18 protein-coding genes are annotated in these 21,992 nt (G+C 70.3%); 16 read left to right on the forward strand and 2 right to left on the reverse strand.

The genetic code is table 11. The features are described 5' to 3' along the window. Positions 1-77 precede the first annotated feature (77 nt). The 9 genes from FB559_RS23815 (at position 78) to FB559_RS23855 (ending at position 9,913) form a co-directional block, all read left to right on the forward strand. Positions 78-869 carry an SAM-dependent methyltransferase gene (locus tag FB559_RS23815; protein ID WP_141957794.1) on the forward strand — a complete coding sequence of 264 codons (792 nt, stop codon included), beginning with the start codon at positions 78-80 and terminating at the stop codon, positions 867-869. Between the two features lie 202 nt (positions 870-1,071). Next, positions 1,072-1,941 carry a KPN_02809 family neutral zinc metallopeptidase gene (gene ypfJ, locus FB559_RS23820; protein WP_141957796.1) on the forward strand — a complete coding sequence of 290 codons (870 nt, stop codon included), beginning with the start codon at positions 1,072-1,074 and terminating at the stop codon, positions 1,939-1,941. Positions 1,942-2,182: 241 nt separating this feature from the next. Beyond that, positions 2,183-3,598 carry a cytochrome P450 family protein gene (locus FB559_RS23825; RefSeq protein ID WP_141957798.1) on the forward strand — a complete coding sequence of 472 codons (1,416 nt, stop codon included), beginning with the start codon at positions 2,183-2,185 and terminating at the stop codon, positions 3,596-3,598. A 292-nt stretch (positions 3,599-3,890) separates the two neighbouring features. Next, the gene (locus FB559_RS23830; protein WP_141957800.1) at positions 3,891-5,630 is read left to right on the forward strand and encodes a carbohydrate binding domain-containing protein; all 1,740 of its coding nucleotides are present in this window, start codon (positions 3,891-3,893) and stop codon (positions 5,628-5,630) included. A 166-nt stretch (positions 5,631-5,796) separates the two neighbouring features. Then, entirely contained in the window at positions 5,797-6,138 is a 342-nt protein-coding gene (locus FB559_RS23835) for a hypothetical protein (RefSeq protein WP_141957802.1), read from the forward strand. A 4-nt stretch (positions 6,139-6,142) separates the two neighbouring features. Then, complete coding sequence (locus tag FB559_RS23840; protein WP_221640149.1) at positions 6,143-7,132, forward strand: transglycosylase SLT domain-containing protein; 990 nt, start codon at positions 6,143-6,145, stop codon at positions 7,130-7,132. 6 nt (positions 7,133-7,138) lie between these two features. Next, complete coding sequence (locus tag FB559_RS23845; protein ID WP_221640150.1) at positions 7,139-7,840, forward strand: RraA family protein; 702 nt, start codon at positions 7,139-7,141, stop codon at positions 7,838-7,840. Positions 7,841-7,890: 50 nt separating this feature from the next. Next, on the forward strand, positions 7,891-8,640 hold the full coding sequence (locus FB559_RS23850) for a hypothetical protein (protein ID WP_141957806.1): 750 nt from the start codon (positions 7,891-7,893) through the stop codon (positions 8,638-8,640). Then, positions 8,627-9,913: a hypothetical protein gene (locus FB559_RS23855; protein WP_141957808.1), complete on the forward strand. Its 1,287-nt coding sequence runs from the start codon at positions 8,627-8,629 to the stop codon at positions 9,911-9,913. The genes FB559_RS23850 and FB559_RS23855 overlap by 14 nt, the downstream gene beginning before the upstream one ends. Here FB559_RS23855 and FB559_RS23860 read toward each other — a convergent pair. Further along, positions 9,865-12,591 carry a glycoside hydrolase family 3 C-terminal domain-containing protein gene (locus tag FB559_RS23860; RefSeq protein ID WP_185792371.1) on the reverse strand — a complete coding sequence of 909 codons (2,727 nt, stop codon included), beginning with the start codon at positions 12,589-12,591 and terminating at the stop codon, positions 9,865-9,867. The genes FB559_RS23855 and FB559_RS23860 overlap by 49 nt on opposite strands. Before the next feature lie 165 nt (positions 12,592-12,756). On the opposite strand from FB559_RS23860, the gene FB559_RS23865 reads away from it, so the two are divergent. Beyond that, positions 12,757-13,938 (forward strand): ROK family transcriptional regulator, encoded by a 1,182-nt coding sequence (locus tag FB559_RS23865; RefSeq protein ID WP_141957809.1) that lies wholly within the window; start codon positions 12,757-12,759, stop codon positions 13,936-13,938. A gap of 126 nt (positions 13,939-14,064) precedes the next feature. Here the strand turns inward: FB559_RS23865 and FB559_RS23870 are convergent, their stop codons facing one another. Beyond that, complete coding sequence (locus tag FB559_RS23870; RefSeq protein WP_141957811.1) at positions 14,065-14,295, reverse strand: hypothetical protein; 231 nt, start codon at positions 14,293-14,295, stop codon at positions 14,065-14,067. A gap of 216 nt (positions 14,296-14,511) precedes the next feature. Between FB559_RS23870 and FB559_RS23875 the strand changes: the two genes are divergently transcribed. The 6 genes from FB559_RS23875 (at position 14,512) to FB559_RS23900 (ending at position 21,807) form a co-directional block, all read left to right on the forward strand. Further along, the gene (locus FB559_RS23875) at positions 14,512-15,705 is read left to right on the forward strand and encodes an ROK family transcriptional regulator (protein ID WP_141961885.1); all 1,194 of its coding nucleotides are present in this window, start codon (positions 14,512-14,514) and stop codon (positions 15,703-15,705) included. A gap of 31 nt (positions 15,706-15,736) precedes the next feature. Continuing rightward, on the forward strand, positions 15,737-17,248 hold the full coding sequence (locus FB559_RS23880) for a sugar ABC transporter ATP-binding protein (RefSeq protein WP_246121981.1): 1,512 nt from the start codon (positions 15,737-15,739) through the stop codon (positions 17,246-17,248). Between the two features lie 76 nt (positions 17,249-17,324). Then, positions 17,325-18,410: an ABC transporter permease gene (locus FB559_RS23885; RefSeq protein ID WP_141957813.1), complete on the forward strand. Its 1,086-nt coding sequence runs from the start codon at positions 17,325-17,327 to the stop codon at positions 18,408-18,410. A 44-nt stretch (positions 18,411-18,454) separates the two neighbouring features. Then, positions 18,455-19,501, forward strand: coding sequence for a substrate-binding domain-containing protein (locus FB559_RS23890; protein WP_141957815.1), 1,047 nt, complete (start codon positions 18,455-18,457; stop codon positions 19,499-19,501). A gap of 82 nt (positions 19,502-19,583) precedes the next feature. Then, positions 19,584-20,771 carry a Gfo/Idh/MocA family protein gene (locus FB559_RS23895; RefSeq protein WP_141957817.1) on the forward strand — a complete coding sequence of 396 codons (1,188 nt, stop codon included), beginning with the start codon at positions 19,584-19,586 and terminating at the stop codon, positions 20,769-20,771. A gap of 25 nt (positions 20,772-20,796) precedes the next feature. Then, on the forward strand, positions 20,797-21,807 hold the full coding sequence (locus FB559_RS23900; RefSeq protein ID WP_141957819.1) for a sugar phosphate isomerase/epimerase family protein: 1,011 nt from the start codon (positions 20,797-20,799) through the stop codon (positions 21,805-21,807). The last annotated feature ends 185 nt before the right edge of the window (positions 21,808-21,992 follow it).

Here is a 21,992-nt window from a genome sequence, read left to right on the forward strand (position 1 = left end):
TCAGACACGCCCTAAAGTTCTGTCCCGGACGGGTGGCCCGCGTAGCTCGATGAGAGGCACCGCATGAGGGACATCGGATGAGCGAGGCCGCCGGCGCTCCGGACGCCGGGCCGGATCCGCAGGTGCCGAGTGTGGCGCGGATGTATGACTTCTTCCTCGGCGGCAAGGAGAACTTCGCCGTCGACCGGCGCGCGGCCGAGGAGGTCGGCCGGGCGCTCCCCGGCGTGGCCGGCGTGGCCAGGTCCAACCGTCAGTTCCTGCGGCGTGCCGTACGCTTCGCCGCCGAGCGCGGCGTCGAACAGTTCCTCGACCTGGGCGCGGGCCTGCCCACGCAGGGCAACGTCCACGAGATCGCCCGGTCGGTCCATCCCGGCGCGCGCGTCGTCTATGTGGACAACGACCCCGTCGTCACCTCCCACGGCCGGGCACTGCTCACCGGCGACGGCGACGCGGCCGTCGTCGACGCGGACCTGCGTGACGCGGAGGCCGTGCTGAGCGACCCGCGGGTGCGCGAGCTGATCGACTTCGACCTGCCGGTGTGCGTCCTGTTCGTCGCGGTACTCCACTTCATGCCCGACGAGGAGGACCCGGCCGGCGTCATAGGGCGGTACCGCGACGCGGTCCCGGCCGGCAGCCCGCTCGTGATCTCCCACGCCGCGGTGGAGGAACACCGCAACCTGGAGGTCGAAGACGCCTACCGGTCGGCGAGCGCTCCCTTCGTGGCCAGGACCCGTGAGCAGGTGACCGCGCTCCTGGACGGTTTGGAGATCGTCGACCCCGGGGTCGTGCGGCTCCACGAATGGCGTCCGGAAGGCGGCGAATACGCCACGGACGCCGGCTGGACCGCCGTGGCTCGCAAAGGCCGCTGAGCCCGCGGCGAAACCGCGTACACCGCCGGATATCCGCCACCCGCGCGCCCGCGTTCTCCGTCGCCGCCTGGGCCTGTTCGTGAGTTTCGGCCGCGGTGAATCATCCCGGTGCGACGGGCGGCGTTAGATTCGTCCCTCATCGGGGATCGAGGCGTCGTGATGACGGCCGGGCGTGCCGGCCGACGGGATCAGGAGGACCGCCGTGGATTTCGACGACGACGCCCAGCTCGACGCATCACAGGTCGAGGACTCGCGAGGGATGCCGATCGGCGGGATGGCCTTCGGCGGGGGTGCGGTCGGGCTGGTCGGCCTGGTTCTGGCCCTGATATTCGGGGTGAATCCCGGGCACATCATCGGCGGCGACGGAGGCGGAGGCGGAGGCGCCCCACCCACCGGGAGCCTGTCCTCGAAGTGCCGTACCGGTGCCGACGCCGACCAGTCGGATGACTGCCGCATCGTCGGTGTGGTCAACAGCGTCCAGGCGTACTGGAAGAAGGAGTTCGCCGACAGCGGCGCCGACTACACCGTGGCGCCGACCCGCCTGTTCAGCGGCTCGACGAGTACGGCCTGCGGCGCGGCGACCGCCGAGGTCGGCCCGTTCTACTGTCCGGGCGACAAACGCGTCTACCTCGATCTGGGGTTCTTCCAGGAACTCCATGACAAGTTCGGCGCCAAGGGCGGGCCGTTCGCGCAGGCGTACGTCGTGGCGCACGAGTACGGCCACCACGTGCAGGACGCGCTCGGCACCATGCGCAAGGTGGGCGACAGCCGCCAGGGCGCGTCGAGCGGCTCGGTACGCCTCGAGCTGCAGGCCGACTGCTACTCCGGGGTCTGGGCCAAGCACGCCGTACAGACCGGGTTCTTCAGCAAGCCGTTCAGCAGTGCCGACATCGCGGACGCCCTGGACGCCGCGGGGGCCGTCGGCGACGACCGCATCCAGAAGAGTGCGCGGGGGAGCGCGGATCCGGAGACCTTCACGCATGGCACCTCCGCGCAGCGGCAGCAGTGGTTCTCGACCGGGTACGACACGGGCGCGCCATCCCGCTGTGACACCTTTTCGGGGAGTATCTGAATCTGATTCGGTCTTCTCTCACCAGGCTAAACGGATGGCCTAATACCGCACCGTATTAGTCGTGTCAGGCGTTCTGTCAGGCTCGGCATCAATTTGCGACGGCAAGATCACAAACTGTAACGTTGCCGACTTCGGTCCGGCGGCCCGGTGATCGCCTCCGACTTCTGACCCTGATCCACAGCACCGGGCGCCGACCGCTCCGCGTTCGGCCCCCCGCTCGCAGCACCGATCAGGAGTACACATGACCTCGCCCGATTCCTGTCCGGCAGCGTCGCCGGACGGCGCGATGACGGATGACCCCACGACGGACGGCCCTCCTTCGCTGTACGGGCCGGAGTTCGCCGCCGACCCCGAAAGCGTGTACGGCAGGCTGCGCTCGTTCGGGCCCGTCGCGCCGGTCGAGCTGTCCCCGGGCGTGCCCGGCATGCTCGTCACCGACTACGACGTCGCGCTGGAGATCCTGCGTGACATGGACAGGTTTCCCCGTGACGCCCGCCGGTGGCAGCAGGGGATCCCGTCCGACTGCCCGATTCTGCCGATCATGGCCTACCGGCCGACGTGCCACCTGAGTGACGATCCTCTCCGTGCCCGGCTGCGGGACGCGGTGACCGACACCCTGGACCGGGTCGACCAGAACATCCTGCGCGGTTTCGTCGAGCGTTGCGCGGACCGGCTCATCGCCCAGATCGGCCCTCAGGGCGAGGCGGACCTGCGCACCGAGTACTCCCTGATCCTGCCGTTGCAGGTCTTCAACGAGCTGTGCGGGTGCCCGGCCGAGCTCGGCGACCGGATGGTCGCGGCCATCCAGGAGGTTCTCAAGTGGGAGAACTCCGAAGAGGCGAACATGACGCTCGGCCTGGCCGTCCTGGAGCTCATGGCGCTCAAGCGCGAGCAGCCCGGCCAGGACCTGACCACGTGGCTGCTCAACCATCCGGGCGAGCTCACCGACGAGGAGGTGGCGCACCAGCTGGTGATGATCATCGGCGCGGGCAGTGAGCTCGTGCAGAACCTCATCATCAACGCGCTGCGGCTGCTGCTGTCCGACGACCGGTTCGCCGGTGACCTGTCCGGCGGCAGCATGTCCGTCGAGGACGCGCTCGAAGAGGTCCTGTGGACGGACCCGCCGCTCGCCAACTTCGGTGTCACCTACCCGCTCGAGCCGCTGGACTTCCACGGAGTGAAGCTGCCCGCCGACGAGCCGGTCGTCATCAGCTTCGCCGCGGCCAACAACGACCCGTCGACCCTCGCCGAGCACCGGGCGGGCAACCGCGCCCACCTGGCGTGGGGCATCGGGCCGCACACGTGCCCGGCTCAGGGGCAGGCGCGCATCATCGCCACGGTCGCCATCGAGAAGCTCCTCGACGGGCTGCCGGACATGGAGCTCGCGGTCCCCGTCGACGAGCTCACCTGGCGGCCCGGCTTCATCCAGCGCGCCCTGTCCTCGCTGCCCGTACGCTTCCCGGCGCTCCCCGAACCCGAGCCGGATCCGTTCGCGGGACCGTCCCGCGCCGACGAACGGGACGACGCCGACGCACTGGAGACGCTGGCGGCTCCCGCTCCCGCCCCCGCGCCCGTGGCGCAGGAGGCGCCGGCGCCCCCGACGCCGGCCCGCTGGTGGCGTCGCCTGGTGAAATGGTGGGCCGCCGACACGGACTGACCCCAGGTCGGTGACGTGAACGGCCCTCCGACGGGCCGAAACGACTCCGGAGGGGCCGGGCGGCCGGGCCGGATCCGCCGCACCATGATCGTCCTGACCCGCCGACGAAACTGTTAAGAACCTTGACAGAAGCGTCGGCGGGTCTGACCATGGTGCCCACGCGGATCCGCAGCCCTGTTCGCCCAACTCCTGTGACGTTCCCTCCTGGCCCCGGCCAGGGGTTCGACGCGTTCCGTCTGCCCCAGGACGGAGCGCCGGTTCTTTCGTCACCCCTCCTGTTGCTGGAGTGTTCATGCGACCACGTACGCCCCTGCGTGCGGTCCTCGCCACGACCGCCATGATTCTCGCCGCGTTCGGCATCGTCACGGTCAGCTCGACCGCCGCGAGCGCCGCGCCACTTCCCAGCCATGTGTACGCCCCCTACTTCGAGGCATGGATGGGTGATGACCCGGCCGCCCTCGCCCAGCAGTCCGGTGTCAAGTACCTGACCATGGCGTTCATCCAGACCGCTTCCAAGGGATCGTGTACGCCGCTCTGGAACGGCGACACGGGCTCCCCGATCGCCTCGTCCACGTTCGGAACCTCGATCTCCTCGCTCAAGTCGGCCGGCGGCGACGTCATCCCCTCCTTCGGCGGCTACACCGCGGACAACACCGGCACCGAGATCGCCGACAGCTGCACCGACGTCGGTCAGATCGCCGCCGCCTACGAGAAGGTCATCACGACCTACGACATCACCCGGATCGACCTCGACACCGAGGACAACTCGCTGAAGAACCCCGCCGGGATCGACCGGCGCAACAAGGCGGTCAAGCAGGTGGAGGACTGGGCCGCCGCCAACGGCCGTACGGTGCAGTTCTCCTACACGCTGCCCACCACGACCAGCGGGCTCTCGTCGGACGGGCTCGCCGTCCTGCAGAGCGCCGTGGCCAACAACGCCCGGATCGACGTCGTCAACCTGATGACGTTCGACTACTACGACAACGCGAGCCACCAGATGGCCAACGACACGCAGACCGCCGCCACCGGCCTGCACGGCCAGCTCGCGTCCCTGTACCCGGGCAAGAGCTCGGCGGCGCTGTGGAGCATGATCGGTGTCACCGAGATGCCGGGCATCGACGACTTCGGGGCGGCCGAGACGTTCACCACGGCCAACGCCACGCAGGTGGAGAACTGGGCCGTGAGCACCGGTATCAACACGCTGTCGATCTGGGCCCTCCAGCGCGACAACGGCGGATGCCCCGGTACGGGCGGCTCCGGTACCTGCTCGGGCATCGCCCAGGACACCTGGTACTTCAGCCACACGTTCGAACCGTTCACCGGCGGCGGTGGCGGCACACCCGTGAACGACTTCTCGGTCGCGGCGTCGCCGTCCTCGGCGGCCGTCAACCCCGGCGGCTCCGCCTCGGCCACGGTGAGCACCGCCGTGACCTCCGGCTCCGCGCAGTCGGTCGCACTGACCGCGAGCGGCGCGCCCTCGGGCGTCACCGCGTCGCTGAGCCCCGCCTCGGTGACCGCGGGCGGCTCGTCCACGTTGAAGCTGACCACCACGTCGGCGGCCGCGCCGGGGACCTACCCCATCACGGTCACCGGCAAGGCGGGCTCGGGAAGCCACAGCGCCACGTTCACCCTCACCGTCAACGGCTCCGGTGGCGGCTCCCTGGTCAACGGCGGCTTCGAGTCGGGCCTGACCCCCTGGACCTGCCAGCCGGGCGGTACGGCCGTGAACTCGCCGGTGCACTCGGGCAGCCATGCCCTGCAGGTGGCGGCGACCGCGAGCCAGACCGGTGAGTGCGACCAGTCGCTGACGCTGCAGGCGAACCACGCCTACACGCTGACCGGCTGGGTCCAGGGCGGCTACGCGTACCTGGGAGTCTCCGGCGGCGCGAACGCGAGCACCTGGGCGTCGTCCACCGGCTGGACGAAGCTGACGGTTCCGTTCACCACGGACTCCACCGGGAAGGTGACGGTCTACGTCCACGGCTGGTACGCCCAGGGCAACGTCTACGCCGACGACCTCAGCGTCGCCTGACGCCTGAGCGATCCCCACACGGCCCCGCCGGCAGGTCCGGCGGGGCCGTGTGTTCGTTGAAGTGACGGCTCATCCATTAGCACGGGATTAAGATCGGTTAACACCGGTAATGGAGGAAACTCAGGCCGGTGTGATCTCCGTAAGACACCCGGATGGGGGATGAGCCATGGCAACCGACAATGAGGGCGTCGGGTGGTATGTGCATCGCGGCAGACTGTCGGAGGCGGTCGAAGGCGCGGTCGAGACGGCGCACGGCCTGCGGAAGAAGACCGTCGAGCTGCAACCCGCATGCGTGGCCGCCGCGAGCGGCCATGAGGAGATGAATTTCGCGGCCGCGCTGACGGACTGCCATGGGCGGTTTTCGGATCACTTTCACGGCCATGCCGACGAGATTCACGGGATCGGCAGCCGGCTGGGGCAGAACCACGCGACCTATTCCCTCGCCGAGCAACGGACGGATGACGCGGCCAGATATCCGGCGCCGGGCCTGTCGAACCAGGAGATATGACGGCGTGGTCACCTTCGCTCAGCTCAGGGACGCGAACCCGGCGATGTTCCACCAGAGCGCCGCGGCATGGAAGGACTGGGCCGACGCGGCGCTCGAACACGCGGGTTACCTCGATGACAAGGTCGGCAAGCACATCGCCGAACCCCACTGGAGCGGACTCACCTCCGAGCTCGCCCGGGGCAAGGTCGCCCACACGCAGACGAACCTGTCGATCTCGGCCGAGCAGCTCAAGACGGTCGAGACCGTGCTCGTCACGGCCGGCCAGGACTTCGAGGAGGACCAGAACGACCTCCTCACCGCCGTGGCCGAGGCCAAGCAGGCCGGCTTCAACGTCGACGGAAACGGCGTCGTGACGGTGCCGGAGAACCTCACCAAGGGCAAGCCGGCCGCCGACGTCAACAGCGTCAACAACCACGCGTCGGCCTGCCAGGTCCGCATCAACGCCGCCGTCTACCGGGCGACCAGAGTCGACACGGGCCTGACGAAAGAGCTCGCCGAGCTGATGCCGAAGAACGGCGGAAAGGGCGGGAACGGCGGGAAGGGTGGCCCGGGCGGAGGCGGCGGGGGGAACGGCGGCGGTGGCGCGCACCGCGGCTACGGGCCCAGCGGAGGGCCTCCGATGCAGCGGCCCAGCGGCAAGGTCGCCGACTGGATCAACCAGGCGATCCAGATCTTGCGGGAGAACGGCGTCAACCTGGGCCCGGACGACGCGAGCTACATCGCCACCATCATCCAGTACGAATCGGGCGGAAACCCGAACTCGATCAACCTCTGGGACAGCAACTACGACGCCGGCCATCCGTCCAAGGGGCTGATGCAGACCATCGACGGGACCTTCAACGAGCACGCGTTGCCCGGCCACACGAACATCTGGAACCCGGTCGACAACATCATCGCCGGAACGAGGTACGCCCTCGAGAGGTACCACGGTTCGCTCGCCAATGTGCCCGGCATCCGCAACCTGCTCCATGGCGGCAAATACGTGGGCTATTAGGCGAAGATGGACACCATGCTGAAGGCCTTCGCCGAGCTGTCCACACCGCTGGTCGCCGACGCCTGTCTCCGGTGCGACGTGCCGCTGCGCGCCGCGCCGCCGGGTGTGGCGGCGGTCGTGCCCGGACACCGCGTCGCGGGCCGCGTGCTGCCGGCCCGGCACTACGGGAGCGTGGACGTGTTCCTGGAGGCGTTCGGCCGGGCCGAGGCGGGCGACGTGCTCGTCGTCGACAACGGCGGCCGCCAGGACGAGGCGTGCGTGGGCGACCTGGCCGTGCTCGAGGCCGAGGCGGCGGGCGCGTCCGGCGTGGTCGTGTGGGGACTGCACCGCGACACCACGGAGCTGGCCGAGATCGGGCTCCCGGTCTTCAGCTACGGCAGCCACCCCCCAGGCCCCGTACGCCTGGACGAGCAGGAGCCCGAGGCGCTGGTCAGCGCCCGGTTCGGGGAACACCGGGTGAGCGCGGACGACGTCGTCTTCGGCGACGAGGACGGCGTGCTGTTCGTCGCCGCCGAGCACGCCGAGCGCGTACTCGCGACCGCCGCCGGGATCCGGGACACCGAGCGCCAACAGGCGCGCAGGATCCGCGCGGGCGACACGCTGCGCCGGCAGACGGACTTCGCGGATTACCTGGCGCGGCGTGCCGCCGATCCCTCCTACACCTTCCGCCGGCACCTCCGGCGCATCGGCGGAGCCATCGAGGAGTAGCGGGGAACCCGCTTGCGTGAGGCGCCGTCATACGGGGTGCGGAGGCGCAAATGGACGCAGAAAACACATCACGGCATTCCCAGCTCCTGGTGGTGCCGCACCGGCCCGGACCCCTGATCGAGCTTCCGCCCGAGCAGCGGCGCGACGAGATCGACGACGTGCTGGACGAGCTGTTCGGCGAGGCTCCACGTGACACCCCGGGAGCGTTCGACGCCGTGCTGATCGGCGGCGGTGCCGCGCTGGCCGTCGCGGCCCTCGTCGCCCGCCTGCCGACCTGGCTCCTTGGGCTCGGCGTGGCCTGCGCCGCGTTCGGCCTGATCCTGCCCCTGCACCACGTCTGGACGCGGATCGTACGTGCGCGATCGCTGCGCCGTATCCGTGAGGTCATGGGGCAGGGAACGCTCCTCGACGCCGGGCACCACGAGACCCGTCGCCTGATCCGCGCCTACCGCCGCGTCGAGCGGTCCACGGGGGACGGACTCGCCGCCGACGCCCTCGAATCGGCGCACCAGGCGTTGCTGGAGGTCGCCGGCCTGCTGCGCGGCCGCCGGCCCGAGAGCCCCGCCGAGCGGGAGTACGTCACCGAGCGCGCGGACGCGGTCTCCCGTCTCGCCGGCACGCTCGAACGGCCGGCGCCCGAGGAGGTCACCGAGCCGCCCGTCGACGAGAACTCCCTGCGCGACTCGGCCGTGCAGGCCCTGCGTGACCTGGACGAGCGGACCGGCTCCGGCTCGCTCACCCGGATGGAGCACCTGAACCGGCTCCTCGACGCGGAGGAGAAGCGCGATGGCACTGTTTGACTGGCCGGACGAACCCGAGCCGGACGGACGGGACGAGTACGAGCCGGGCCCGGTGGCGCGGGTGCTGTCCATTCCTCTGCTGCCGTTCGTCTTCGCCTGGGACCTCGTCCGGTTGACGGTGACCCGTGGCCTGCCGGCGCTCGGCCGCGGCCTGGCGTGGCCGTTCCGCGCCGGCTGGGCCGTGCTCCGCGGGATCGGCGTGCGGCTGGGGATCGGCCTGCGCGCCCTCGGCCGGGTCCTCCTCGTTCTTCTGCGGCCCGTACGCATCGCCTGGCGCGGCCTGCGCGCGGTGGGCGTACGGCTGCTGGTCGGTCTCCGGGCACTGGGGCGCTCCGTGGCGATCGTGCTGCGGCTTCTGGGCCGAGGCCTGGCGTGGCCGTTCCGTGTCGCCTGGGCGGGTCTGCGGGTGTTCGGCATCCGGCTGGCGATCGGCCTGCGCGCCGTGGCGCGCGTGCTGGCGTGGCCCCTCCGCATCGGCTGGCGAGGGCTGCGCGCGGTGGGCGTACGGCTGGTGGTCGGTCTCCGGGCGCTCGGGCGTTCCGCGGCGGTCGTGCTGCGGTTCCTGGGCCGCGGTCTGGCATGGCCGTTCCGTGTCGCCTGGGCGGGCCTGCGGGTGTTCGGTATCCGGCTGGCGGTCGCGTTGCGTGCCGTCGGACGTGTCCTGGCGTGGCCGTTCCGCAGGGCCTGGGCCGGGGTCAGAGCGGCATGCGTGGCCGCCTTCCGCGTGCTTCGCGGCGGGATGAGGGTGCTCGGCCTGGGGGCGCGGTGGCTTTTCGGCCCGGTCGGGCGGGCACTGCGCGCGGCCGCGAGGCTGAGCGGGGCGGCCCTGCGCCGGGCCGGCGCGTACGCCGGGAGGTGTGCGGCCGGGATCGGGTCGGCGGTCGTACGGACGGTACGCGTGGCGCTGTCCCCGGTCCGGCGTGCGGCCGTCGCCGTCCGCGAGGTCATGGGCGCCGTGTTCGGCTACGCGGGATCGCGGATGCTCATGGCCTGCCGTACGGCCGCGGAGCCGGTACGCCGGCTCGGATTCACCGTCGCCGGCCGCGCCCGTGCGGCTCGCGCGGCGCTGCGGGAGAAGCGGGCGTCGATCCGCGCCTCGACGCGAGGACTGCGCGAGGGCGTCCGGCGAGGCTTCGGCGGCCGGCGGGCGCGCCCGAAGGCGCGAGCGCCACGGCGACGGGCCGGGGACGGAGCGCACGGCGGCGATCCGTCCCCGGCCGCCGGTCAGGAGACGCGGACGACGAAGGTCGTCGAGGCGGACCTTCCGTTGTAGTGAACCGTGGCGGTGACCGTCGCGATGCCCGCGCCGGCCGTGTGCATCGTCCCGTCGCGATCCACCCGCACGACCTGCGGGCGGTTGCTGCGGAACGTCGTGGTCAGGCCCTTGGGCAGGGCGACGCTCGATCCCCTGGTGAGATAGCCGTAGATGCTCTCGTCCTGCATCGAGACGGTGAGCTGCGGATCCACGGTGGTGTTCTTGGCGAACATCACGCGCTGGGCGACACCCTGTGCGGCGTCACCGGCCTGCACCGGCTTGGCGGTGACGACCGACGGCGTCGGCCGCAGCGTGCCGCCGACCCGTACGGACGCCTTCCCGACGATGTCGGCGCTCGACGTGCCCAGCTGCAACTCGTACGTGCCCGGGTCGACCTTGTACCTCTTCGCCGTCTCGTCGTAGAAGGCGAACTTGGGCACCTGCACGGCGAACGCGACCCGCTTGGTCTGGTGGGGAGCCACCGTGACCTTCTGGAACGCCTCCAGCCGCTTGATGGGCCGCTGCGCCGAGGCCGGCGCGAACGGCGTGCTCACGTACAGCTGCGGCACCGTGTCACCGGCCGCCGAACCATGGTTGGTGACGTCCGCGGTGACGTGCAGCGTGCCGTTCGCGTCGGCCGTGTGCCGGTCGACCCGCAGGTGGGAGTAGGTGAAGTCGCTGTAGCTCAGCCCGTACCCGAACGGGTGGTCGACATCGCCGGTGAAGTACATGTACGTACGGCCGTCGGAGGTCGCCGTCGGGCGGATGGCGTAGTCGCCGATCGCGGGCAGCTGGTCGAGGGTGCGGTACCAGCTGAACGGCAGGCGGCCGCTCGGGTTCGCCGTGCCGAGCAGCACGTCGGCGAGCGCGGCACCCTGACGCTGCCCGTTGTAGGAGCTCCACAACATGGCCGGGACCTGGGACTCGAAACCGCTCGTGTCGACCTGCCCCATCGTCTCCAGGTACGCGACCGTGTGCGGGTTCTGCGCCGCGACCTGGCTGATGAGCGCGGACTGTGCTCCGGGCAGGGCGAGCGTGGTGCGGTCGGAGTCCTCGTCGGCGGTGTTCTGGTCGGTGCCCGCGACGACGATGACGGCGTCGTAGTTCTTCGCCGCCGCGACGGACGCCGGGTCGACCGTGTCCAGCTTGGTGCCGGTGACGCCCGGGTAGTAGTCGACGACGGCGTCATGGTCGGCCTTCTGGATCGCCGTCTTCACACCCTGATAGGCGTTGACCTCCTTGGCGATGCCCGCGGAGCCCTGGGTGCTGGAGTAGCCGCCGAGGTACAGCGACGACGGGTTGGCGTAGGCACCCATCACGGCGACGCGGTACGCGCCGGAGGAGGGCACCTTGAGCGGCAGCACGCTCTTGCCGGTGACGGCCGCGTTCTTCAGCAGGACGAGGCTCTGGTCGGCGACCTTCTGGTCGAGGGCGAGCCGTTCGGGGGTCTCGGTGACGGCGTTGTTGGTGTCGGCGTTGGTCCAGGTGCCCGGCGCCAGGCGCGCGCGTGCGGCCCGTACCCACGGCACCGTGGTCTCCGAGTCGAACTCCCCGGTCTCGATGCGGGCGGTGAAGAGCCGGACGAGTGAGACGTCGACGTCGCCCTCGTTGTACACATCGGTCTGGGTCGTGATGTGGTTCGCGATCGCGGTCGGGATCGTGTTCCCGTAGCTGTAGGCGTCGTGGTAGCCCTGGTTGCAGTCCAGGTCCTCACCGGCGGAGTTCGCGTACGCGGTCCGCCCGTACTGGTCCAGGGGCGCGGGCGCGCCGGGCGGCTGCCAGTGGTGGCCGGCCTGGATCTCGTAGACGGCGTCGCAGTCGGAGGTGAAGTACCCGCCGAAGCCGAACGTCTGACGGGCCAGCGTGTCCATGAGCTGGACACTCGCGGCCGCCGGGACGCCGTTGACCTCGTTGTACGAGCTCATGATCGAGCCGGGGTCGCTGTTCTGGATGATGTCGCGGAACTGTGCCGTGTAGTACTCCCGCAGCGTGCGCTGGTCCATGTCGGACGAGCCCGTACGGCGGTTGAACTCACTGTTGTTCGCGGCGAAGTGCTTGATCGTGGCGAGGGCCTTGAGGTAGCCGTGCGCCGACGCGGGCAGCCTGCCGTTCTGGTCCTGACCCTGCAGCCCGTTGACGAACTGCGACGCCAGCGAGCCGGTGAGCGTGGGGTCCTCGCTCCACGTCTCGTCGTTGCGCCCCCAGCGCGGGTCCCGCGCGAGGTTGACGGTCGGGGAGTAGTAGTCCAGGTCCTGGGTGTTGTTCGGGGCCACGTCGCGGGCCTCGTCGGAGATCCGGCCGGCCTCCTCGTGCACCAGGCCCGGGTTCCACGTGCTGCCCAGCGACAGGTCGACCGGGTAGGACGTGGTGTTGGTCAGGATCGGGGGGTTGGCGCCCGTGTTGGTCTGCTGCCGGGCGACGCCGTGGGCCGCCTCGTTCCACCAGCCCCAGGCGGCCACGCCCAGTGCGGGGATGGCAGGGGCCGAGCTGCTGTTCATCTGCTGCGCCTTCTCGGCCAGCGTGAGACGCGAGACCAGATCCGCCGCCCGCTCCGCGGGCAGATAGTGCGGATCGAGGTATATCGGCGTGGCGGCCTTCCGCACCGGCGGACTCGCCGTCGCGTTCGGCGCGCCCAACGCGACGGCGCAGCACATGGCCGCCCCGGACGCGATGATCGCGAACACTTTCCTGTGCATGTGCACTCCCAGTAGGCGGGTTGTTCTACCGGCGCGCTCCCGACGATCCGGTCATCAACAACCGGGACTCTAAGAGTGGGGTTTATCCGCGTCAATGAGTAACTTGAGCGAAATGCAGCCATAATTTATCCGTGTTACGGAGAAACTCCCTCTAGCCTGGGGATCATGACGAGCGCCCCGGGCTCCCTCGAGTCCCTGCGATCACGGAACCGTCTTCGCGTACTGGAGACGGTGCAGCAACGGGGCGCGATCAGCAGAGTGGACATCACCCGTACGACCGGACTGTCACGGACGACCGTCTCCAGCCTCGTCGCGGAGCTGCTGTCCGAGGGCGTACTCAGCGAGCGGGCCGCCGAACCACCTGCCCCGTCTCCCGGCGGCGGCCGCCCGGCCACGCTTCTGGCCCTCAGCCCCGATGGCGGCGGCGTGCTCGGCGTCCACCTCGGCCACGAGGGCGTACGCGTGGTGCTAGCGGACCTGTCCGGCGACGTGCTGGGCGAACGCCAGCGCGAGATCGACGTCGACCACCTGCCGGCCGACTCGCTCGCCTACGTCGCCGACGCGGCGTTGGAGCTGGTCGCGCGTCACGACGTCGGCCGGGTCATCGGCATGGGCGTCGCGGTCTCCGCGCCCGTACAGCTCGTGTCACACGCCCTGCGCACGCCCTCGATGCTGCGGGACTGGACCGACATCGACATCGCCGCGCAGCTGCGGGACCGCGTCGGCGTCCCGGTCCACGTGGGCAACGACGCCAACCTGGGCGCGATGGCGGAGTGGACGTTCGGCGTCGGCCGTGGTGCCGACGACCTCATCTACCTGATGCTGTCGGACGGCGTCGGCGCCGGCCTCATCCTGAACGGCCGGCCGTACGAGGGCGCGGCAGGCGCGGCGGGGGAGCTGGGCCACGTCGCGGTGGTGGACGGAGGGTACGTCTGCCGGTGCGGAAACCGGGGCTGCCTGGAGACGGTGGTCGGCACACGCGCGCTCGTCGGCGCGGTCTCGCACAGCCGCGGCCCGGACACCACGTTGGCCGAGGTGGTCCAACTGGCGCTGGCCGGCGACCCGGGCTGCCACCGCGTCATCACCGACGCGGGCCGCACGATCGGCCGCGCCCTGTCCGGCATCTGCGCGGTCCTGGACCCCAAGCTGGTGATCATCGGAGGCAAGATCGCAGCCGCGGGCCCCCCGTTGCTGGAGGGCGTCCGCGAGATCCTGGCGAGACGACTGCCGTCGGCGATCAGCCAGGGAGTCGTGGTGACCGCCGGCCGTCTCGGCGACCGAGCCGAGGTCCTCGGCGCCGTCGCCCTCGCCACCCGCCGCACCGCCGTACACCTGCTGAGTCCGTAACCGCGCGCCTCATCACCGGGCGCCTGGGCCGGGTGCGCTTTCCTGGGATGAACGCGACCCCTCCGGCGGCGAGCGGCCACCTGACCGGCGGGCGCCGGATGGGGCATCGCGCGTGTTCGGAGTGCCTCAGGACTCCTCGTCGGACCGCGACGCTTCGAAACGGCGCTCGGCGCCGGTCTCCTCCGCGTAGCCGACGTCCTGCCCGGCGACGCGACCGACGAACTCCTCGCTCGGCGTGGTGCCGGTGGTCGTGTGCTGGTCAGGGTGCTCAGGGTTGGGCACGCCACCTTCTTCTCGGCTGGTGGCCACGCCCTCGTCGGGTTCAACATCGCGTTCGGCGGACTTGTTGCGTCTCATGCTCTTTCCCCCTCGAATCGGCGGGCGCCGTCCCACATCCCCTCGACTACGGCCCTACCCCCGATAGGCCCAGTCGCATCGCTTCGGAGAGGCCCCGCGTTACGCTTTGTCCTCAAAAAGGAAAAAGTATGTCCAGATAAATGAATAGGTCTTCTCAGATCCGACAAAGCTAGGTAGCGTCCACGCCACAACCCCCCGGAGGACGGCGTGACGCGAATGACGGCGAGGCCGGAGAACGTGCACCAGGCGCAGTTGCTGCGCCTGCTGCGAGACGACGGTCCGCGCTCGCGGGCCGAGCTCGGTGACGTCGTCCGCCTCTCCCGGTCCAAGCTCGCCGTCGAGACCGACCGGCTCGTCGAGCTCGGGCTCATCGAACCGGCCGGGCTGGCCGCCTCCCGTGGTGGCCGTCGTTCCAGCATCGTCCGGCTCTCAAGGCATCTGCGCGTGGTCGGCATCGACGTCGGTGCCACCTCCATCGACGTCGCCGTCATGAACGGCGAGCTGGAGATCCTCGGTCACCTGGCCATGCCGTGCAACGTGCGCGACGGGCCGGACATCGTGCTCGACCGTGCGCTGGACCTCCTCGGCAAGCTGCGCGGTCAGGGGCTGGTGGATGAGATCCACGGCGCCGGGATCGGGGTGCCCGGACCGGTCAGCTTCCGCGAGGGTGTGCCGGTCGTACCGCCGATCATGCCCGGCTGGGACCGGTTCCCCGTCCGCGAGGTGATCAGCCAGCGGCTCGGCTGTCCCGTCCTCGTCGACAACGACGTCAACATCATGGCGCTCGGTGAGCTGCACGCGGGCCTGGCACGCTCGGTCGAGGACTTCCTGCTCCTCAAGATCGGCACTGGGGTCGGGTGCGGGATCGTCGTGGACGGCAAGGTCTACCGAGGCATGACCGGCAGCGCCGGCGACATCGGGCACATCCAGGTCGACGACGAAGGCCCGACGTGCGTCTGCGGGAACGTCGGCTGCCTGGAGGCGACCTTCAGCGGCGCCGCCCTGGCGCGGGACGCGACCGCCGTGGCCCGTTCCGGGCGTTCCCCCTTCCTCGCGGAGCGGCTGGAACAGACGGGCGAGGTGACCGCGCGAGACGTGGCCGCCGCCGTGGCGGCCGGTGACCCGGAGGCGCTGCGAATGGTCCGTGAGGGCGGGCGCCGCGTCGGGCACGTCCTCGCCGGGCTCATCAGCTTCTTCAACCCCGGCCTGGTCGTCATCGCGGGGGGAGTCGCCGGACTCGGGCACATCCTGCTCGCGGAGATCCGCAGTGTCGTCTACCGCCGCTCCCCGCCGCTGGCCACGGGGAACCTGCCGATCGTGCTGTCCGAACTCAACGACACCGCCGGGGTCATCGGGGCCACCCGGCTCATCTCCGACCACATCTTCGCCGCTACTCAGGACATCCCCTAGATCCAGAACTGCCGGATGAGGGAGGGCCTTCGTGCCTGAACCGCCCCTGCTGGTCACGCGCGGAATCGTCAAGGACTTCCCGGGCGTGCGAGCACTCGACGGAGTCGATCTGGAGGTACGGCCGGGCGAGGTCCACTGCCTGCTCGGCCAGAACGGCGCCGGCAAGTCAACGCTCGTGAAGGTCCTGTCCGGAGCTCACCAGCCGGACTCGGGCGACATCGTCTGGCGCGATGACCAGACCCCGCATCTGACCAGCCCCACCGCGGCACTGCGCCTCGGCATCGCGACCATCTACCAGGAGCTCGACCTCGTCGGCGGCCTGTCGGTCGCGATGAACATCTTCCTCGGCCACGAGCAGTCGGCGTTCGGCTTCACCCGGCGCGGCGAGATGAACCGCGCCGCACGTGAGCTGCTCCGGCGGCTCGGGCACGCGGAGATCTCCCCGGCGGCCGAGGTCGGCCGGCTGTCCGCGGCGGCCCGTCAGATCGTCAGCATGGCGCGCGCGCTCTCCTACGACGCCCGGCTGATCGTCATGGACGAGCCGTCGGCGGCACTCGCCCACGACGAAGTCCAGAACCTGTTCCGTGTCATCCGCCAGCTCACCGCCGCGGGCGTCGCGGTGATCTACATCTCGCACCGGCTGGAGGAGATCCGCGAGGTCGGCGACCGGGTCACCGTCCTGAAGGACGGCCGGACCGTGGCGGCCGGGCTGCCGGCACGTACGACGCCGACCGCCACCCTCGTGGCGTACATGACCGGCCGCGCCTACGAGTACGTCTTCCCGCCCCGGACCCAGCCGAACGAGGGTGCGGCTGAGGTCCTTCGCGTGGAGGGGCTGTCGCTGCCCGGCGTGTTCGACGACCTGTCCTTCTCCGTACGCGCGGGGGAGATCGTCGGCCTCGCCGGGCTGGTGGGCGCGGGACGCTCGGAGATCCTGGAGACGGTGTACGGGGCGCGCCGCCCGTCGGCCGGCCGCGTGACCCTCGACGGACGGGCGGTCCGTACGGGAAGTGTCGTCGCCTCGGTACGCGCCGGCATGGGGCTGGCACCGGAGGAGCGCAAGTCCCAGGGCCTGCTCCTGCTCGACAGCGTCACGGGCAACGTCAGCCTCGCGTCCCTGCGGCGCTACTCGCGGCTGGGCTGGCTGGACCGCAAGAGGGAACTGGCGGACGCGCGCCGCGAGGTGCGGGCGCTCGACATCCGCCCGGACGATCCGCGCCGCCCGATCCGCACGCTGTCGGGTGGCAACCAGCAGAAGGCGCTTCTCGCCCGATGGCTGCTCAAGAGCTGCCGGCTGCTGCTTCTCGACGAGCCGACGCGCGGTGTGGACGTCGGTGCCCGCGCCGAGCTGTACGCGCTCATCCGGCGGCTCGCCGACTCGGGCGTGGGGATCGTGCTGGTCTCCAGCGAGATCCCCGAGGTGCTCGGGCTCGCGGACCGCGTGCTGGTGATCCGGGAGGGCCGCGTACTCCGCGAGGACGACGCACGAGAACTCGACGAGCACCAGGTGCTCGACCTCGTCATGGAAGGGAGCCGACGGTGAGAGAGCCGGAGGGGCGCTACGTCGCCCAGCCATGTACGGCGGGGAGAGCGGACCGGAGGCGAACGAGGTGGGCAACATGAACGGGCCCGAGGGCGTACGCGCGGATCCCCCGGCCGACGCTCCGGCGCCGCCGGCGGATGAACAGGCACGGGTCGAGGCGGCGGCACGGGAGAGTACGGCGCGCGGGAGGTTCCGTCTTCCGCTGCTGGAAGTACGCAACCTCGGCCTGCTCGGCGTGCTCGTGCTCCTCATCCTCGCCGGCTCCTTCACCAAGCCCGCGGAGTTCCTCACCTACGACAACGTCGTCGTCATCCTCACCCTGGCGTCCGTCAGCGGCGTGATCACCGTCGGCATGACCTTCGTCATCATCGGTGGCGGGATCGACCTGTCGGTGGGCGCCATCGTGGCACTCGCGACGGTCTGGGCGACGACCCAGGCCACCCAGCTGTACGGCACCGGCGGAGTGATCTTCTGCGCGCTCGCGGTGGGGGTCGGCTGCGGCCTGGTCAACGGCCTGATGATCGCGTACGGCCGGATCGTGGCGTTCATCATGACGATCGCGATGCTGGCCAGCGCGCGGGGTCTGGCGATCAACATCTCCTCCGGGCACACCCAGACGCTGAACGCCGACAACCAGACGCTGGTGAACCTCGGCTACAAGGACAACTTCCTCTTCGGCAGGATCCCACCGTTGGTGATCATGTTCGCGGCCGTCGTGGTGGTCGGCTGGGTCGTGCTGAACCGCACCACGTTCGGGCGCCGTACCTTCGCGATCGGCGGCAACCAGGAGGCCGCACGCCTCGCCGGGCTCAACGTACGGATGCACACGCTGCTGCTGTACGTCCTGTCCGGGCTGTGCTGCGGGGTCGCCAGCCTCATGCTGATCGTCCTCACCGCCAGCGGCACGTCGGCGAACGGCAACCTTTATGAGCTCGACGCCATCGCGGCCGTGATCATCGGCGGGACCCTGCTCTCCGGCGGCCGCGGCACGCTGGTCGGCTCGGTCCTCGGCGTGCTCGTCTTCACCACGATCAACGACATCTTCACCCTCAACAACCTCACGACCGCGACTCAGCAGGTCGCCAAGGGCGTGATCATCGTGATCGCCGTCCTCGTCCAGCGTCTGGTCGCCGAACGCCGGGCCGGAGCCGATCCCGTCTGACCGCCGCCCCATCCCCCCTTATGTCAGGTGTCGAAAGGACGATCATGACTCGACCAGTGCGCGACTTCGGCCGCAGAGGCTTCCTCCTCAGCGGTTCCCTCGCGGGTGCCGGCGCGCTCGCGGCCGCCTGTACGAGCAACGCCGAGCCCGAGAGCAAGGACGCCGGCACCGCGGCCGCCACCGGCGCGAACGCGGCCCCCGGTAAGAGGGTCACCATCGGGTTCGCCGGCCCGCAGGCCGACCACGGCTGGCTGAACGCCATCAACGAGAACGCCAAGAAGGAGGCCGGCAAGTACTCCGACGTCGACCTGAAGATCACCGAAGGCTCGAACGACGCGGCCCAGCAGGCGAGCCAGATCCAGACCCTCATCAACCAGAAGGTCGGCGTCCTGATCATTCTGCCCGCCGACGGCAAGCAGATGACACCGACCGGCCGCAAGGCGATGACCGCGGGCATCCCGGTCATCAACCTCGACCGCGTCTTCGACACACCCCAGGCGTACCGGACCTGGATCGGCGGCGACAATTACGGTATGGGCCTGAACGCGGGTAACTACATCGCCAAGCGGCTGAACGGCAAGGGCACCGTGGTGGAGCTGGCCGGGATCGACACACTGCCGCTGACCCAGGACCGTACGCGCGGCTTCGACGACGCGTTGAAGAACTACCCGCAGATCAAGAAGGTCGGCCGGGCGGCCGCGGAGTTCAACGTGCAGACGGGTCAGGCGCGCATGGCCGAGCTGCTCCAGGCGCATCCGAAGTTCGACGCGTTGTGGAACCACGACGACGATCAGGGCATCGGCGCGCTCCAGGCGATCAAGCAGGCGGGCCGCAGCGACTTCTTCATGGTGGGCGGCGCGGGTTCCAAGAGCGCGATGGACTCGATCAAGAAGGACGACAGCGTGCTCAAGGCGACGGTCCTGTACCCGCCGACGATGGCCGCCTCGGCGGTACGCGTCGCCCGGTTGCTCGGGCAGGGCAAGGCCATGGGCGACCTGGCCGAACAGGAGATCCCCACATCGATGACGTTGTTCTCCGCCGTGGTCACGAAGGAGAACGTCGACACCTACCTCCCGCTCGCCTTCGAGTGAGAGCGATGTCCGGCCCGCCGCAGGTGGCGGCGGGCCCGCGGCATCGGCGGGAGCCAGGTTCGTCATCGGGAAAAGGACGGCAATGACGCACGAAAGCAAGCCGGCCCTCGGGGTCGGCATGGTCGGCTACGCCTTCATGGGACGGGCACACTCCCATGCCTGGCGGAACGCCGGCGCCTTCTTCGACCTGCCCGGCGCACCCGTGATGGTGGCCCTGGCCGGCCGGTCACGCGACCAGGCGACGGCGGCCGCCGAACGCCTGGGCTGGGGGGCGGCCGAGACCGACTGGCGGGAGCTGATCCGCCGGGACGACGTGGACATCATCGACATCTGCTCCCCGGGCGACACCCACGCCGAGATCGCGGTCGCGGCACTCGAGGCCGGCAAGCACGTGCTCTGTGAGAAGCCCCTCGCCAACACGGTCGCCCAGGCCGTCGAGATGGCGGAGGCGGCCGAGCGGGCGCGGGCGAACGGCGTGCGCTCGATGGTGGCCTTCAACTACCGGCGTGTCCCCGCGCTGGCCCTGGCCCGGGACATGGTCGCCGAAGGCCGGCTCGGCACGATCCGCCACGTACGCGCGCAGTACCTCCAGGACTGGATCGTCGACCCGGAGTTCCCGCTGGTCTGGCGGCTGGACGTGAACAAGGCCGGTTCGGGGGCGCTCGGCGACATCGGAGCGCACATCATCGACGCCGCCCAGTTCGTCGCCGGCGACCAGGTGACCGGCGTCAGCGCCCTGATGGAGACCTTCATCCGCAAGCGTCCCCTCGCCGGCGCGTCGGCGGGCCTGGGCGCGGCCGCGTCCGGGAACCTCGGCCAGGGCACGGTGACGGTCGACGACGCGGCGCTGTTCATCGGCAAGATGTCGGGCGGCGCCCTCACCTCGTTCGAGGCGACGCGCTTCGCCACCGGCCGCAAGAACGCGATGCGCCTGGAGATCAACGGCTCGGCGGGCAGCCTGGCCTTCGACTTCGAGGCGATGAACGAGCTGTCCTTCTACGACAACACCGAGGACTCCCGTACGGCAGGGTTCCGCCGGATCCTCGTCACCGAACCGGACCATCCCTACGCCGGCGCCTGGTGGCCGCCGGGTCACCTGCTCGGGTACGACCACACCTTCACCCACGAGGTGAAGGACTTCGTGGAGGCGATCGCCTCCGGCACCGACCCGTCCCCGTCCTTCGAGGACGGCCTGCAGGTGCAACGCGTACTCGCCGCGGTCGCGCGCAGCGCGTCCGACCGCGGTGTCTGGACCGACGTCGAGGCCTGATCTCGCAATCGTCACTGGAGGAACCATGCCGCGTCCGATCACGCTCTTCACCGGCCAGTGGGCCGACCTCCCGTTCGAGGAGGTCTGCCGGCTCGCCTCCGGATGGGGCTACGACGGGCTCGAGATCGCCTGCTGGGGCGACCACTTCGAGGTCGACCGGGCACTCACCGACGACACGTACGTGCGGGGCAGGCTCGACATCCTGGAAAAGCACGGCCTCAAGGTCTGGGCGATCTCGAACCACCTGGTCGGCCAGGCCGTCTGCGACAGCATCATCGACGAGCGGCACCAGGGCATCCTGCCGTCCCGTATCTGGGGTGACGGCGATGCCGAGGGCGTACGTGGCCGCGCCGCCGAGGAGATGAAGGACACGGCGCGTGCCGCCGCCCGGCTCGGCGTCCCCACCGTCGTCGGCTTCACCGGATCGCCCATCTGGCACACGGTCGCGATGTTCCCGCCGGTCCCCGAGTCGATGATCGAGGCGGGGTACCGGGAGTTCGCCGACCGCTGGAACCCCATCCTGGACGTCTTCGACGAGGTGGGCGTCGGCTTCGCGCACGAGGTGCATCCCAGCGAGATCGCCTACGACTACTGGACGACCGTACGGACGCTGGAGGCGATCGGCCACCGCCCGGCGTTCGGCCTGAACTGGGACCCGTCGCACTTCGTCTGGCAGGACCTGGACCCGGTCGGCTTCCTGTTCGACTTCGCCGACCGCATCCGCCATGTCGACTGCAAGGACGCGAAGGTCCGCACCGGCGACGGCCGCCGCGGACGCCTCGCGTCCCACCTGCCGTGGGCCGACCTGCGGCGCGGCTGGGACTTCATCTCGACCGGACACGGCGACGTGCCGTGGGAGGACTGCTTCCGCGCGCTCAACGCCATCGGGTACGACGGCCCGATCTCGATCGAGTGGGAGGACGCCGGAATGGACCGCCTGACCGGCGCGCCCGACGCCCTCGCGTACGTGCGACGGCTGGCCGCCATCGAGCCACCGTCCACCGCCTTCGACGCGGCCTTCGGCTCCAGCGACTGACTCACGCCCCCCGCCGGCCGGTCGCGCTCCACGCGCGGCCGGCCGGCGTCGTACGCCCGGCCCATCCCGGGCCCGGCGTCCCAGCCCCATGTCCGTACGCGTCCGCGAGGCCCTGCGAAATAGTCGTCGCCTCCGAGCAGCAGACGGGGTGCCCGTGCATCTATAGAACATGGATCGGAATGAGG

It is taken from the genome of Actinoallomurus bryophytorum (genome assembly GCF_006716425.1).
GTDB classification, from domain to species: Bacteria; Actinomycetota; Actinomycetes; order Streptosporangiales; family Streptosporangiaceae; genus Actinoallomurus; species Actinoallomurus bryophytorum.

Coding starts and splice junctions, on each gene's coding strand:
- FB559_RS23900 (WP_141957819.1), top strand. CDS start 20,797: ATGCCGCGTCCGATCACGCTCTTCACCGGCCAGTGGGCCGACCTCCCG.
- FB559_RS23835 (WP_141957802.1), top strand. CDS start 5,797: ATGGCAACCGACAATGAGGGCGTCGGGTGGTATGTGCATCGCGGCAGA.
- FB559_RS23830 (WP_141957800.1), top strand. CDS start 3,891: ATGCGACCACGTACGCCCCTGCGTGCGGTCCTCGCCACGACCGCCATG.
- FB559_RS23825 (WP_141957798.1), top strand. CDS start 2,183: ATGACCTCGCCCGATTCCTGTCCGGCAGCGTCGCCGGACGGCGCGATG.
- FB559_RS23885 (WP_141957813.1), top strand. CDS start 17,325: ATGAACGGGCCCGAGGGCGTACGCGCGGATCCCCCGGCCGACGCTCCG.
- FB559_RS23895 (WP_141957817.1), top strand. CDS start 19,584: ATGACGCACGAAAGCAAGCCGGCCCTCGGGGTCGGCATGGTCGGCTAC.
- FB559_RS23845 (WP_221640150.1), top strand. CDS start 7,139: ATGGACACCATGCTGAAGGCCTTCGCCGAGCTGTCCACACCGCTGGTC.
- FB559_RS23875 (WP_141961885.1), top strand. CDS start 14,512: ATGACGGCGAGGCCGGAGAACGTGCACCAGGCGCAGTTGCTGCGCCTG.
- FB559_RS23855 (WP_141957808.1), top strand. CDS start 8,627: ATGGCACTGTTTGACTGGCCGGACGAACCCGAGCCGGACGGACGGGAC.
- FB559_RS23850 (WP_141957806.1), top strand. CDS start 7,891: ATGGACGCAGAAAACACATCACGGCATTCCCAGCTCCTGGTGGTGCCG.
- FB559_RS23815 (WP_141957794.1), top strand. CDS start 78: ATGAGCGAGGCCGCCGGCGCTCCGGACGCCGGGCCGGATCCGCAGGTG.
- FB559_RS23865 (WP_141957809.1), top strand. CDS start 12,757: ATGACGAGCGCCCCGGGCTCCCTCGAGTCCCTGCGATCACGGAACCGT.
- FB559_RS23860 (WP_185792371.1), bottom strand. CDS start 12,591: ATGCACAGGAAAGTGTTCGCGATCATCGCGTCCGGGGCGGCCATGTGC.
- FB559_RS23890 (WP_141957815.1), top strand. CDS start 18,455: ATGACTCGACCAGTGCGCGACTTCGGCCGCAGAGGCTTCCTCCTCAGC.
- FB559_RS23870 (WP_141957811.1), bottom strand. CDS start 14,295: ATGAGACGCAACAAGTCCGCCGAACGCGATGTTGAACCCGACGAGGGC.